The sequence below is a fragment of the Leisingera sp. ABD4_442 genome (assembly GCF_056160905.1).
On record NZ_JBSWYB010000006.1, the window covers coordinates 182,036 to 194,443 of the forward strand.

General features: G+C 63.1%; 15 protein-coding genes. 4 read left to right on the top strand and 11 right to left on the bottom strand.

The window, feature by feature from the left end; translation table 11 throughout:
* Positions 1-534 carry a HutD/Ves family protein gene (locus ACXAHG_RS07680; protein ID WP_475056629.1) on the top strand — a complete coding sequence of 178 codons (534 nt, stop codon included), beginning with the start codon at positions 1-3 and terminating at the stop codon, positions 532-534.
* Here ACXAHG_RS07680 and ACXAHG_RS07685 read toward each other — a convergent pair.
* The 4 genes from ACXAHG_RS07685 to ACXAHG_RS07700 form a co-directional block, all read right to left on the bottom strand.
* A complete protein-coding gene (locus ACXAHG_RS07685; RefSeq protein ID WP_475056631.1) occupies positions 531-1,898 on the bottom strand; it encodes a formimidoylglutamate deiminase in 1,368 nt (455 codons plus the stop codon). The two genes, ACXAHG_RS07680 and ACXAHG_RS07685, sit on opposite strands and share 4 nt — an antisense overlap.
* A gap of 243 nt (positions 1,899-2,141) precedes the next feature.
* On the bottom strand, positions 2,142-2,969 hold the full coding sequence (gene dapD, locus ACXAHG_RS07690; protein ID WP_475056632.1) for a 2,3,4,5-tetrahydropyridine-2,6-dicarboxylate N-succinyltransferase: 828 nt from the start codon (positions 2,967-2,969) through the stop codon (positions 2,142-2,144).
* 118 nt (positions 2,970-3,087) lie between these two features.
* The gene (locus tag ACXAHG_RS07695; protein WP_475056634.1) at positions 3,088-3,687 is read right to left on the bottom strand and encodes a GntR family transcriptional regulator; all 600 of its coding nucleotides are present in this window, start codon (positions 3,685-3,687) and stop codon (positions 3,088-3,090) included.
* A 49-nt stretch (positions 3,688-3,736) separates the two neighbouring features.
* Positions 3,737-4,657, bottom strand: coding sequence for a threonine/serine dehydratase (locus ACXAHG_RS07700; RefSeq protein ID WP_475056636.1), 921 nt, complete (start codon positions 4,655-4,657; stop codon positions 3,737-3,739).
* 161 nt (positions 4,658-4,818) lie between these two features.
* Between ACXAHG_RS07700 and ACXAHG_RS07705 the strand changes: the two genes are divergently transcribed.
* Positions 4,819-5,667 (top strand): LOG family protein, encoded by an 849-nt coding sequence (locus ACXAHG_RS07705; RefSeq protein ID WP_475040257.1) that lies wholly within the window; start codon positions 4,819-4,821, stop codon positions 5,665-5,667.
* 30 nt (positions 5,668-5,697) lie between these two features.
* On the opposite strand, the gene ACXAHG_RS07710 is transcribed toward ACXAHG_RS07705, so the two are convergent.
* Entirely contained in the window at positions 5,698-5,898 is a 201-nt protein-coding gene (locus tag ACXAHG_RS07710; protein ID WP_475056637.1) for a hypothetical protein, read from the bottom strand.
* Positions 5,899-6,237: 339 nt separating this feature from the next.
* On the opposite strand from ACXAHG_RS07710, the gene ACXAHG_RS07715 reads away from it, so the two are divergent.
* Positions 6,238-7,479: a type I secretion protein gene (locus ACXAHG_RS07715; RefSeq protein ID WP_475056638.1), complete on the top strand. Its 1,242-nt coding sequence runs from the start codon at positions 6,238-6,240 to the stop codon at positions 7,477-7,479.
* A 42-nt stretch (positions 7,480-7,521) separates the two neighbouring features.
* Here the strand turns inward: ACXAHG_RS07715 and rlmN are convergent, their stop codons facing one another.
* From rlmN to ACXAHG_RS07730, 3 genes are all read right to left on the bottom strand, one after another.
* Positions 7,522-8,709 carry a dual-specificity RNA methyltransferase RlmN gene (gene rlmN, locus ACXAHG_RS07720; protein ID WP_475056639.1) on the bottom strand — a complete coding sequence of 396 codons (1,188 nt, stop codon included), beginning with the start codon at positions 8,707-8,709 and terminating at the stop codon, positions 7,522-7,524.
* Positions 8,710-8,817: 108 nt separating this feature from the next.
* Positions 8,818-9,168: a lysozyme inhibitor LprI family protein gene (locus ACXAHG_RS07725; RefSeq protein WP_475056640.1), complete on the bottom strand. Its 351-nt coding sequence runs from the start codon at positions 9,166-9,168 to the stop codon at positions 8,818-8,820.
* A 146-nt stretch (positions 9,169-9,314) separates the two neighbouring features.
* A complete protein-coding gene (locus tag ACXAHG_RS07730; protein WP_475040262.1) occupies positions 9,315-9,845 on the bottom strand; it encodes an invasion associated locus B family protein in 531 nt (176 codons plus the stop codon).
* Between the two features lie 193 nt (positions 9,846-10,038).
* On the opposite strand from ACXAHG_RS07730, the gene ACXAHG_RS07735 reads away from it, so the two are divergent.
* Complete coding sequence (locus ACXAHG_RS07735; protein ID WP_475056641.1) at positions 10,039-11,037, top strand: asparaginase; 999 nt, start codon at positions 10,039-10,041, stop codon at positions 11,035-11,037.
* Between the two features lie 43 nt (positions 11,038-11,080).
* Here the strand turns inward: ACXAHG_RS07735 and ACXAHG_RS07740 are convergent, their stop codons facing one another.
* Genes ACXAHG_RS07740 through ACXAHG_RS07750 form a run of 3 tightly spaced genes read right to left on the bottom strand, consistent with a single transcriptional unit; the run spans position 11,081 to position 12,190 of the window.
* Complete coding sequence (locus ACXAHG_RS07740; RefSeq protein ID WP_475040264.1) at positions 11,081-11,401, bottom strand: YciI family protein; 321 nt, start codon at positions 11,399-11,401, stop codon at positions 11,081-11,083.
* 34 nt (positions 11,402-11,435) lie between these two features.
* Entirely contained in the window at positions 11,436-11,873 is a 438-nt protein-coding gene (locus ACXAHG_RS07745) for an SRPBCC family protein (protein WP_475040265.1), read from the bottom strand.
* Complete coding sequence (locus ACXAHG_RS07750; protein ID WP_475056642.1) at positions 11,870-12,190, bottom strand: ArsR/SmtB family transcription factor; 321 nt, start codon at positions 12,188-12,190, stop codon at positions 11,870-11,872. The genes ACXAHG_RS07745 and ACXAHG_RS07750 overlap by 4 nt, the downstream gene beginning before the upstream one ends.
* Positions 12,191-12,408: the final 218 nt, after the last annotated feature.

Genomic DNA, 12,408 nt, shown 5'->3' on the forward strand with positions numbered 1-12,408 from the left:
ATGCGCTTCTCTGCTCACACTGTCCCTCCGGTGCCCTGGAAAAACGGCGGCGGCGTGACCCGGGAGCTGGCGGTGCACGAGGAAGACGGCCGGATGGCCTGGCGTCTCAGTCTGGCGAAAATCACCCGGAACGGCCCGTTCTCCGCCTTTCCCGGCCTGTCCCGCATCCATTGCATCGTTGAGGGAGCAGGTCACGTTCTTTCCAGCGCGGGATCCCGCCTGGAGGCGCGCCCGCTGGAGCCGCTGGCGTTTGACGGCGGCATGGTGCTGGACTGCCGCCTGCGCGCCGGAGCCTGCAAGGCCTTCAACGTGATCTATGATCCAGAGCTTGTGTCAGCAGAGATCAAGGTTCTGAGCGAGGGGCAGGTGACCGGCACTGCAGGCAGCCAAGCCTTCTTTGTTGTATCAGGCACGTTGGAATTCAGTGAAAAAGACCGGTTCGGCCCCGGAGAGGGGCTCGCAACGGAAACCGCCGCCAGCGGCGAGGTTGCCAAAGGCGGCGCTGTCATTCACGTGCGGTTTCATCCTGTTTAGAGACTGTTCAGCAGCTCTTTGATCGCGCTCCGGTAACCTGCAACCACGCTGTCGCGGGCGATGTGGCGGCCATGCTGCACCACGTGGCGCCCGGCGCTCCAGACATCGGTCACGGTGTCGTCGCCTGCCGCAAAGCACAGCCCGTCCAGCATCTGTTCCGGCTTCAGCGCACAAAGGGCCGGCACGCTGCTGTCAATCGCCACCAGATCCGCCAGCGCACCTTCCTCGATCCGCCCCGCCTCGCGTCCCAAAGCTTGCGCACCGCCTTTCGCTGCGCCGAGGTAAAGGGTTTCTCCAACCGAGCCTTCGCCGGGCACCAGAACATTGCGCGCCAGATCGCGCAGCCGCTGCGAATACTCCAGCGTGCGCAGCTCCTCGGGCAGTGAAATCCGCACGTTAGAGTCTGATCCAACGCCGAAAACACCCTCATGCGCCAGGTATTCCACCCCGTTGAACGGCCCGTCGCCCAGGTTCGCTTCGGTGATAGGGCAGAGGCCCGCCACCGCGCCTGAGCGGGCCATGCCAATAGTCTCGGCGCTGGTCATATGGGTGGCGTGGATCAGGCACCATTTGCCGTCGACAGCGGCGTTGTTCAGCAGCCACTCCACCGGCCGCGCACCCAGCCAATCGCTGATATCGGCCACTTCCTTGGGCTGTTCAGAAATATGGATATGCACCGGCAGCCGGTTCTGGATCTGCAGCACCTCTGCCAGATCCCCGGGGCAGGTGGCGCGCAGCGAATGCGGCGCAATGCCGACACGGGCGTCCTGCGGCAGATCCCGCGCTGCAATCTCCCGGGCGCGCGCGACCAGTTCGGAAAACTCGGAAACCGAGTTGCCAAACCGCTGCTGCCCCCCATTCAGAGCCTGTTTTCCAGCTCCGCCGTATGTGTAAAGCACTGGCAGATGGGTGAGACCGATACCGGTCTGGGCGGCTGCCGCAAACACCCGTTCGCTGAGTTCGGTCAAGGAGTCGAAATGCGCTCCGCCCGGCTGGTGGTGCACATAATGGAATTCCCCCACCGAGGCATAGCCGGCCTCCAGCATCTCCATGAACACAAGTGCGGCGATAGCCTCATACTGCTCCGGAGTGATGCGGTCCATGAAGCGGTACATCAGCTCGCGCCAGGTCCAGAAGCTGTCCTTGCCCGCGGCGCGGTACTCGGTCATCCCGGCCATGGCGCGCTGGAAGCTGTGGGAATGCAGGTTGCCAAGCGACGGCAGCAGCACGTCCGCCCGCACATCCCCGGCTTGCGGCTGGGCGCCGCTTTCCAGCGACATGATCCGGCCCTCTTTCACAGTCAGGCGGAGATTCCCGGCCCATCCTTCGGGCAGGCGCGCGCGCTGGGCAAATATTGTCTGCATCTGACCCTCTTATGTCTAGGTATAATACCAATAGCGGCAGGTTTAATACGCAGCAAGAGTTTTGAAGAGAAGGGGCGCTGCCCCTCGGCCTGGCGGCCTCACCCCGGGATATTTGGGGCAAGAGGAACAGCGAACCCCTGTTTCTTCCTCTTGCTCAAAATATCCTGGGGTTTGGGGCAAAGCCCCAACAAAAAAACGCGCCCGGGTGGGGCGCGTCCTTGTTGTCCAGCATTGCAGCGCAGATCAGTCGCGCAGCAGCTCGTTGATGCCGGTCTTGGAGCGGGTCTTCTCATCCACGCGCTTCACGATCACCGCACAGTAGAGGCTGATGTTGTTCTTGGACGGCATGGAGCCTGCCACAACCACAGAGTAGGGCGGCACTTCGCCGTACATCACTTCGCCGGTCTCGCGGTCGACGATCTTGGTCGACTTGCCGATGAACACGCCCATGCCCAGAACCGAGCCTTCGCGCACGATGCAGCCTTCGACCACCTCGGAGCGGGCGCCGATGAAGCAGTTGTCCTCGATGATGGTGGGGCCGGCCTGCATCGGCTCCAGCACGCCGCCGATGCCGACACCGCCGGACAGGTGCACGTTCTTGCCGATCTGCGCGCAGGAGCCGACCGTGGCCCAGGTGTCGACCATGGTGCCCTCATCGACATAGGCGCCTAGGTTCACGAAGGAGGGCATCAGCACTGCGCCGGGCGCGATGTATGCGGATTTGCGGACGACGCAGTTCGGCACCGCGCGGAAGCCGGCGGATTTCCAGTCTGCTTCGCCCCAGCCGTTGAACTTGCTGTCGACCTTGTCCCACCAGCCGCCGGCCTGCGGGCCGCCTTCGTGGATTTCCATGTCCTTGATGCGGAAGCCCAGGAGCACCGCTTTCTTGGCCCACTGGTTCACGTGCCAGTCGCCGCTGTCCAGCTTTTCGGCCACCCGCAGCTTGCCTGAATCAAGCGCGTTCAGGGTGTCTTCGATGGCTTCACGCTGCTCGCCGGTGGTGGCGGGGGTGATGGTGTCGCGCGCCTCCCAGGCGGCTTCGATTGCTGCTTCCAGCTGGGCGTTGGACATGGGTGTTCCTCCGGCATCGGTTAGATTCGGGGTTACATAGCGGCAATCTGCCTGCAGGTCATGTCCGGATTGCGTCCAAATTGCCGCCCCTGACGGCGTTTTGCCGGGTTGCGCGGCTTCAGCGCACCCGGCGCAGGTGACGGCGCAGGATTTCGCAGGCCGCAGCAGGGTCGCGGCGGGCCATCGCCTGAACGATGGCGGCGTGATCCGTATCAACCCGGCGGGTCCATTGATGCTGCCAGTTGGCAAACAGATGCCGGGCAGCGGCGATATGCAGATCGTCGATCGAGGCCAGCAGGCGCGGCATCGCGCAGGGCGACAGGATCACCCGGTGAAAGGCGCGGTTCAATCGCTCCCAGCTGGCCATATCCTCGGCGGCATCGCAGGCGAGGCGGGCCTCTTCAGCGGTTGCGATATCCGCATCCGTCAGCCGGGCAAAGGCGTGGGTCAGGGCCAGCACTTCCAGCGCCACCCGCATCTCGATCACCTCGCGGATCTCGGAGGGGTCCAGGGCGCTGACGCGGGTGCCGCGGCGGGGTTCGGATCTGGCGAGTCCATGCGCCTCGAGCCGCAGCAGCGCCTCGCGCACCGGCACATGGCTGGCCTCAAACGCGCGCGCGATATGGTCCTGGCGCAGTTTTTCCCCGGCAGGCAGGCTGCCGGTGATGATGCGTTCGCTCAAAGCCTGGTAAATTGTATCTGCGATTGTTGCGGACATGCCCTTGGCGATACCGGCGCGGGGCCCGCCCCGCAAGAATTATCGAGGATTACCCGAGGGGGTCCGGGGCAATATTGCCGCCGCAGATCAGAACCGCCACACGTTCGTCCGGCTCTGGCCGGTAGGCCCCGCACATCAGAGCGGCCAGGGCTGTGGCCCCTGCCGGCTCAGCCAGGATCCGCCGCTCGCGCCACAGCGCGGTCTGGGCCTGGGTGATGGCGCTGTCCGGGACGGTCACAGACGACAGCCCTTGCTCCGAGGCGAGTTCAAAGCAGATGCTGCCGATCCGTTTGGCACCAAGCGCATTGGCCGCAACGCCGGAGACCTCCACATCCACCGGCTGGCCGGCCTCAAGCGCGGTATGCAGCGCACAGGAGGTTTCCGGCTCCACCGCAACGATTTTCTTCGCACCCTGGAACCAGGCCATCGCGCCGCCGATCAGCCCGCCGCCGCCGACGGCGATCAGCAGGGTATCGGCCTCCAGCCCCTGATCCTGCCACTCGGCAAAGCAGGTGCCCTGTCCTGCCACGGTGGCCGGGGCGTCATAGGCGTGGACCTGCATGGCGCCGGTTTCCGCTTCATAGGCCTTGGCCTGCTCCAGCGCGTTGGCATAGGCGCCGGGCACCACCTGCAGATCGGCGCCGGTGCGCTCAATGAGGGCGATCTTGGCGGGGCCCGCCATTTCGGGCACATAGATCCGCGCCTTGTGCCCCAGCTGATGCGCGGCATAGGCCGCGGCGGCACCGTGATTGCCGCCCGAGGCGGCCACCAGGCCTGCCGCTGGAACCGTCTGGCTCAAAAGCGTGTTGAAGGCGCCGCGGGCCTTGAAGCTGCCGGTGTGCTGCATGTGCTCCAGCTTCAGCTCCACCGGGAAATCCAGCCCGAAGCCCTGCACCTGCATCACCGGAGTCTGCTGCACATAGGGGCGGATGCGGTCTGCCGCTGCCCTGATGCCGTCTTGCCAATCCATGCGCATTCCTCCCTGCCTGCTGCGCTGGACCTAAGCCGCAGGGCAGGCATGTGCAAGCCATACGGGTGCAAGAGTTGCGGCGCGGTCCTGCATTCTTGATTGGCGCTAACGCTCCGGGAAGGCTACAAAGAGAGTCCTGTTGTTTATTGCTGGAATTTTACATGACCGAAGACCGCCACAGCCGTTTCCGCGACGCTCACTCAGATCGGAACAGGGCTGAACATGTGCCCGCCACACCGCAGACCCAGGCGCCCGCCTACCGGCTGGCTTTCGCAGATGAGGAGTTTTTGTGCCGCGAGGAATTGCGCCCGGTGCGGCTGCAGCTGGAGCTGCTGAAGCCGGAGCTGATGCTGAATGAGCATGGCATCGAAAGCACAATTGTGATGTTCGGCGGTGCGCGGATCCCGGATCCTGCGCATAAGGATAAGGCGCGTACCCAGACGCTGGCGGATCTGTCGCATTTCTACGATGAAGCGCGTGAATTTGCCCGGCTGATGACGGAAAAGTCCAAGGAGAGCGGCGGGCGCCACAATGTGGTGGTGACCGGCGGCGGCCCGGGTGTGATGGAGGCAGGCAACCGCGGGGCGCAGGACGCGGGCGGCCATTCCATCGGTCTCTCCATTGTGCTGCCGCATGAGCAGGCGCCCAATGGATATGTAACACCGGATCTGAGTTTCAACTTCCACTACTTCGCGATCCGCAAGATGCACTTTCTGATGCGGGCGCGGGCGATCACAGTGTTCCCGGGCGGCTTTGGCACCCTGGATGAGCTGTTTGAAAGCCTGACGCTCATTCAGACCGGACGCATGGAGCGCGTGCCGTTCCTGCTGTTCGGCAAGGATTTCTGGGACAGGATCGTCAACTGGGAGGCGCTGGCTGATGCTGGCACTATTTCGGATCAGGATCTTGACCTGTTCCGCGTTGTCGATACCGCGCAGGAGGCTGTGGAGATCATCGACAATTGGGAACCCGCACCGCCGCGGGACAGCCTGCCCGGACGCGAGCGCTAGGCCGCAGCCATGAATGTGCTGCGGCCGGGGTTAGGCAAATTCCGGCGGCAGCATGCCGACTTCGTTGCCAGTGGTCAGACGGGTCAGGATCTGGGCTCCTTCCACTGTCTTCACCGAATAGCCGTAGCCGCGCAGGCGGAATTTCCATTCCCGGGGACTCAGGGCCTTGTCCCGTTCGTTGCGGATCAGTTCCAGAACGCTGGGGTCTAGCGGGGCAGTCTTTCGTTCCATCGGAGCCATGTGTGATTCCTTCTGAATGTTGATTGTCCGTAATCTGGAAACTGTTTGCCGTCCGCGGCGGAATTCGAGCCGCACTGTGGAAAGATTGCGGCAGCCCGGCATGCCCGCCTTGATGTTGCAGCCGGGCCACATCGCGAATCCGTTCCCCAGTCAGATGCCCTGAGGCAGGGGAACCGGCGGGAAACCGGACTTCATTCGGCGGTTTCCGGGCAGTAACTTGCCGTTAAAGGCGATTTCTTTTTCTTTGCTCGGCAATAGGCCAGAAGCGGGCCAAACTTGGCCACAATTGCAAACATAGTCTTATCAGAACGCGCATTATGGAGACGGCAGATGTCGGAAGTTTCAGATTATACGGCTCTTTTGGCATATACCTCGAACAGCAGCCTTCGCTGGAACAGCCTTGCGGATCTCGGCACCCAAACTGTGGTGACATATAGCTTTGTCGGCAGCGGTGATCTTGGGGATCCCGGCGACGATCCATATGGCGCCCATACGTATTGGTCTTTCGACGCCGCTCAGCGCGGATATTTCCGCCAGGCCCTGGCGGAGTTTGAGGAGGCCTCGGGGCTGGTATTTGTTGAAACCAGCGGCCCGGCGATGATCAATGTCTTTGGATATGACGGCGGCAGCGCTGCAGGATGGGCGGACCTGGCGTGGGCCACCGGTTATTCCACCAGCCAGGGCGAGCTGGCGATCGAAGGCAGCAGCATGGCCCCGGGAACCTATGGCTACGAAACGGTTCTGCATGAAATTGGCCACGCCGTCGGCCTGAAGCATCCGCATGACGGCGACCCGACGCTGGCCGAGCATCTGGATAACCAGGCGCATACCGTGATGACCTACAATTTCTCTTGGACCAACACCACGGAGCTGGGCACTTTTGACGTGCAAGCCTTGTCGCATCTCTATGGCGGGGCTGACGGGACCGCGGGATGGGATGCCTATGTCAATTCTGGCGGCACCGTTGTGATCAAGGCCAGCAGCCGTTCAGAAACGGTGCTGGCCACTGGGGAGGAAACCAGGATCTATGCCAAAGGCGGGCAGGATACCGTCATCGGACGCGAGGCAGATGACCGTCTGTTTGGCGGCGGCGGTGCCGACAGGCTGATAGGCAATTACGGCGAGGACACTCTGTCCGGCGGCAGAGGGTCAGATGTGCTGATTGGCGGCCGCGATGAAACCGACTACTCCGGCGAATTCCGCGAGGCGGATGTTTTGAACGGCAACGGCGGACGGGATACGCTGTACGGCGGGCAGGGCGACGACAGTCTGAACGGCGGCGGTGGCAAGGACCGTCTGATCGGCGGCGAGGGTTCCGATGATTTGACTGGCGGCAAGCGTGCCGATGTTTTCGTGTTCGTGTCAGCCGATTACTGGGAAGAAGAGGTCATAACAGATTTCGGCAGGGGCAATGACCGGATTGAGTTTTCCGGCACCTCTATCGGCGACTTCAGCGACCTGTCCATCACCCGCTCGGACGGCAGCACCTTCATCAGCTACTTTAACAGCCATGAGATTGAGCTGGCCGGATACACCGGATCGCTCACCGAGGACCACTTCCTGTTCACCTGATACGGCAGCCGGGGACCCTGCCGCACAGGGGCCGGAGCCGGGTTACTTCATCCCGGCTTCGGCCTCGATCTGTTTACGGCTCTTGCGCGCACGCTCGGTCGCGGATTTCAGCTGGCCGCAGGCCGCCATGATGTCATCGCCGCGGGTCTTGCGGATCGGCGAGGCATAGCCGGCCTGATAGACAATATTGGCAAACGCCCGGATCCGGTTGTTGGAGGACCGCTTGTAAGGGCTGCCCGGCCATTCGTTGAACGGGATCAGGTTGATCTTGGCCGGAATGTTGTAGCGCTTGATATGCTCTATCAGCCGGTGCGCATCCTCATCGGTGTCGTTCACCCCGTCCAGCATCACATATTCAAAGGTGATCCGCTCGGAGTTCGACGCCTTGGGGTAATCCGCCAGCGCCTGCAGCAGCTCGTCGATATTCCAGCGCTTGTTGATCGGCACCAGCACGTCGCGGGTCTCGTTGGTGGTGGCATGGAAGGAAATCGCCAGGAGGCAGCCGATTTCCTCAGCCGTGCGGGCAATCTCCGGCACCACGCCGGAGGTCGACAGCGTGATCCGGCGGCGGGACAGCGAGATGCCCTCCGGGTCCATCGCAATCTTCATCGCGTCGCGCACATTGTCGAAATTATAAAGCGGCTCACCCATGCCCATCAGCACGATGTTCGACAGCAAGCGCGTCTCTTCCTTGGGCGCACCCGGCGTGGGCCATTCCTCCAGGTCGTCACGCGCCATCATCACCTGGCCGACGATCTCGGCCGGGGTCAGGTTACGCACCAGCTTCTGGGTGCCGGTGTGGCAGAAGGAGCAGGTCAGGGTGCAGCCCACCTGGCTGGAGATGCACAGGGTGCCGCGGTCGTCCTCGGGGATATAGACGACCTCGACCTCATGGCCGCCATTGATCCGCACCAGATACTTGCGGGTGCCGTCGGTCGACACCTGCTTGCTCACCACCTCGGGGATGCGGATTTCAAACGTCTCCGCCAGCTGCGCGCGATAGGCCTTGGCCAGGTTGGTCATGTCACCAAAGTCGCGTTTGCCCCACTGATAGATCCACTGCCAGATCTGGCCGACCCGCATCTTGGCCTGCTTCTCCGGCGTGCCGTGCTCAATCAGCACCTCGCGCATCCGCTCGCGGGTCAGGCCGACAAGATTGATCTTGCCGCCCTCGGGCTCCTTGCGGGGCAGGGTCATTACGTCCTGGGTGATCGGCGCGCTGGCGGTCATGGCTGAAGCCTCGGGTGATGGTGGGCGGATGCGGCTCTATATAGGATTTCGAACGGAGATCAAAAGGAATCCGCGGAAACAGATAGCAAGCTGGCGGGCGGATACCGTCTATTTGCTGAGGCGTACCAGCTCGTCCACCCGTTTCCGCCCCAATTCCGTCCAGCAGGCGCGGGTGGCTATGCCGGCGTTTTCAGGCGACGGATGCGCGATCCCGATATAGCTGCAATGGGCCGTCCGGAAGACCTCCCACGCGGTCTGGCTCTCCATCAGCGCGGCCTCCGCAGCTGTGCCGCCACTCTTGTTGTCGCGTTCCGCCGCCGTCACCATGGCAGCTTCCAATGCATTGAACAGCGCCGCCTCCACGCCTTCTTCGTCCTCAGCCACGCAGGAGCCGATTTCCTCCTGGCTGCCCTCGCCGCACTCCAAGGCCGGGTTGGCAATGACAGGTTGAGCGAACAAAACAATCGTAAGGTAAGTGAGCGGGAGACTGTCAGAGTTCAGCATGGCAGGCACCTCCGCCTCCCATGCTACGCGCCTTGCGGGATTCAAACAAGAAAACCCCGGTCAAAGACCGGGGCTTTGCCAAATTTCCATTACAGCAGGCGCTACTTGCTGCAGCGCTTTTCAGCGTCTTCCACAGCCGCGGTGAAGCCGAGCAGCGAAAAGGTGTCCTTGGTCTGGGTGCCGCGGGCGGAACGGGCCGTCAGCACGGCATTTGCGCCCCGTTTCATCGCGGTCACGATCTTGGCATCATCCGCCGGAGTTGCCGGCCAGGCCCATTCGCCTTCGGTGAACAGTTCAAACTCGGACTCGCCGATCGCCATGTTCACCGTGGATCCGGGTGCAAAGGGATAACCGCCGGTAAAGCTCACCTCGCCCTTGGGCGCATCGCTGCTGCGGAAGGTGACAAACAGCTGGATCTCGCTGCGGCGCACTGCCACCACCCGGCCGTCGCGGGTGTTCACGGTCTCCTTGGGGGCAGACACACCCCAGCATTCCGCCGGGTTGTCGCCTTCAAAGACGCTCCAGTCCACCTTGGCCGCAACCCGGTTGTTCGACGTTTCCTGCGCAATTGCGGTGGTTGCCAATGCTGCCAGACACAGGCCCGCAGCCACGCGGGCGAGTTTCAATGCCATTTGTCCCGACTCCAAGACTGTTCTTTTTTACCTCAAATCCAAGCAAAGGGCCCGCAGCGTTCAACCGCCGTCTGGTCCCGATCCCCTCGCTTGCGCTACACAAGCACACTAACGTAACTAGCACCACGGGCGAAAGTGCGTTTTGGCAGGTTTTCGCCCAGAAAAACCGCACGGAAACATGAGGGGAGACATCATGGCGAAACCTGTGCCCATGGCCGAAGTCTGGCGCGGCCCGATCCTGGAGAGCCTGCACCTGGGCCATGCCGTTATCTGCGACGACAGCGGCCAGGTGGTGCGCAGCTGGGGCGACCCGGACGCGGTGATCTATCCGCGCAGCTCCGCCAAGATGATCCAGGCGCTGCCGCTGATCACCTCCGGCGCTGCCGCGCGCTATGGCCTCACCTCCGAACAGCTGGCGCTGGCCTGCGCTTCCCACAACGGCGCCCATATCCACACGGACCGGGTCAATGCGTGGCTCGATCAGCTGGGGCTTGGTGATGACGACTTCCGCTGCGGCCCGCAGCTGCCGGATGACATCCCGGCCCGAAATGAGCTGATCAAGACCGACAACAGCCCCTGCCAGGTGCACAACAACTGTTCCGGCAAACACGCGGGCTTTTTGACACTTAACCAGTACCTGGGCGGTGGCGCCGAATATGTCGACGTCAGCCACCCGGTGCAGCAGGCCTGCCTTGCAGCGTTTGAGGAAACCACCGGCCAGGACAGCCCCGGCTATGGCATCGACGGCTGCTCGGCCCCGAACTTTGCCACCACCGTCACCGGGCTGGCCCGGTCGATGGCCTGGTTCGCCAGTTCCGCAGACCGCTCCGACCGCCCGTCAGAGGCGGCGCAGCAGCTGGTCGCGGCCATGACGGCGCATCCCGAACTGGTGGCCGGCGAAACCCGCTGCTGCACCAACCTGATGCGCGCAATGGGCGGAAAAGTGGCAATCAAGACCGGTGCTGAGGCCGTGTTCATCGCCATCCTGCCGGAGCAGAAGCTGGGTGTCGCGCTTAAGATCGCCGATGGCACCACCCGTGCCAGCGAATGCGCCATTGCGGCACTGCTGGTCAGCCTGGGCGTGCTGGAGGCAGACCACCCGGAGACGAAAAAATACATGAACAAGGTGCTTTACAGCCGCCGCGGGCTGGAATGCGGTTCGATCCGCCCCGCAGCTGAACTGCTGTTCTGAAGCCTGAAGCAAGATGCCCCGGTCCTGGACCGGGGCATCAGCGTTACATATCCATCTCGATGATTTCGGCCACCTCGACCGAGCCGCTGCCGTCCACCACCATCGGGCAGCCCTTGGCCATTTCACAGGCGGCATCCTGGTCGGCGGCTTCCACCACCGTGTAGCCCGAGATCGGGTTGGCACCGCCGTTATCCGCCACGCCGCCGCTGCTGACGGTCTTGGACATCCCCACCGGCGCGCCGGGGATTTTCAGGGCCTCTCCCATCGACCCCATCCAGTTCTTCCAGGCTTCCATGACCTTGGCGCCTTCCTCCTCGCTCTCCGGGGTTTTGCCGCCGTGGTACGCAAAAATGAACTGTGGCATTGGTCTTCTCCCTTGGTTGCTGCGGGTTGGTGGTTCAAGTGGCCTGGCGGAGCAACGCCTCCAGCTTGCGCAGGGTGGAGGTCCAGCCCCGCTCATGGTTGGCGGCGATCTCGTCATCGCCCAGATCCCGGTGGTCGATCAGCAGCACCGCCCCGTCCCCGGCGGCGGCAATGGTAAAGGTCACATGGCTCTCGGCGCCGCGGCGGCCGTCCTCGCCGTGCCAGGCCCAGGTGAAGCCGACCGATTTCGGCGCATCCACATGGGTCACATGGCCGGACACATGGAACCGCTGCCCGTCGCTGTTCTGCATGACTGAATACCAGGGCCCGGTGCGGCTGAAATCCAGATCATGCTCCGGGATCCGGACTCCCTCAGGCCCCCACCATTTCAGCAGCTTGTCCGGTGTGGTCACCCAGTCAAACAGCGTCTCCGGACTGACGGGAAAGATCCGTTGCAGTTGCAGGCCGCTCATCCCTCGTCCTCCATCAGGGCTGCTTTCAGGCGGTCCAGGCTGCCCTCCCAGAAGGTTTTGCGGGATTGGGTCCAATCCGCAATCATCCGCAGCCCCTCCGGCCGGGCGGAGTAGAGCCGCCTGGTGCCATCGGCCCGCTGGCTGACCAGCCCGGCCTCGCGCAGCACCTTCAGATGGCGCGAGATCGCCGGCGCCGAGATGCCCGCCCCGGGGGCGAGTTCGCCCGCCGGCAGCTCGCCCTGGCTGATCAGCTGATCCACGATCGACATGCGGGTTTCATCCGACAGGGCGGCAAAGGATTTCAGAAGCGGGGTCATGGCATGATTATTAACGCATTTGTTAATTATGAAAAGGAAAAAGTGCCAGCTCGGCCGGCCCCGGCCGCAGGCCTCAGATGCCACAGGCTTCAGATGTGCTCCCGCCCGTCGCCGGCCTGTTCTGCGAACAGGCCTCCTCCCGTTGGGCCAAGATCAGCACCCCTCGCGTTTAGCCCTGCCCAAAACCCCCCAAGGGTGGATGTGTCAATAGCCACCAC

What these genes read in the sequence shown, in the direction of transcription:
- ACXAHG_RS07735 (WP_475056641.1), top strand. Translation starts at nt 10,039, where the DNA reads ATGGCGAAACCTGTGCCCATGGCCGAAGTCTGGCGCGGCCCGATCCTG.
- ACXAHG_RS07750 (WP_475056642.1), bottom strand. Translation starts at nt 12,190, where the DNA reads ATGACCCCGCTTCTGAAATCCTTTGCCGCCCTGTCGGATGAAACCCGC.
- rlmN (WP_475056639.1), bottom strand. Translation starts at nt 8,709, where the DNA reads ATGACCGCCAGCGCGCCGATCACCCAGGACGTAATGACCCTGCCCCGC.
- ACXAHG_RS07705 (WP_475040257.1), top strand. Translation starts at nt 4,819, where the DNA reads ATGACCGAAGACCGCCACAGCCGTTTCCGCGACGCTCACTCAGATCGG.
- ACXAHG_RS07730 (WP_475040262.1), bottom strand. Translation starts at nt 9,845, where the DNA reads ATGGCATTGAAACTCGCCCGCGTGGCTGCGGGCCTGTGTCTGGCAGCA.
- ACXAHG_RS07740 (WP_475040264.1), bottom strand. Translation starts at nt 11,401, where the DNA reads ATGCCACAGTTCATTTTTGCGTACCACGGCGGCAAAACCCCGGAGAGC.
- ACXAHG_RS07685 (WP_475056631.1), bottom strand. Translation starts at nt 1,898, where the DNA reads ATGCAGACAATATTTGCCCAGCGCGCGCGCCTGCCCGAAGGATGGGCC.
- ACXAHG_RS07680 (WP_475056629.1), top strand. Translation starts at nt 1, where the DNA reads ATGCGCTTCTCTGCTCACACTGTCCCTCCGGTGCCCTGGAAAAACGGC.
- ACXAHG_RS07715 (WP_475056638.1), top strand. Translation starts at nt 6,238, where the DNA reads ATGTCGGAAGTTTCAGATTATACGGCTCTTTTGGCATATACCTCGAAC.
- ACXAHG_RS07745 (WP_475040265.1), bottom strand. Translation starts at nt 11,873, where the DNA reads ATGAGCGGCCTGCAACTGCAACGGATCTTTCCCGTCAGTCCGGAGACG.
- ACXAHG_RS07710 (WP_475056637.1), bottom strand. Translation starts at nt 5,898, where the DNA reads ATGGAACGAAAGACTGCCCCGCTAGACCCCAGCGTTCTGGAACTGATC.
- ACXAHG_RS07695 (WP_475056634.1), bottom strand. Translation starts at nt 3,687, where the DNA reads ATGTCCGCAACAATCGCAGATACAATTTACCAGGCTTTGAGCGAACGC.
- dapD (WP_475056632.1), bottom strand. Translation starts at nt 2,969, where the DNA reads ATGTCCAACGCCCAGCTGGAAGCAGCAATCGAAGCCGCCTGGGAGGCG.
- ACXAHG_RS07700 (WP_475056636.1), bottom strand. Translation starts at nt 4,657, where the DNA reads ATGGATTGGCAAGACGGCATCAGGGCAGCGGCAGACCGCATCCGCCCC.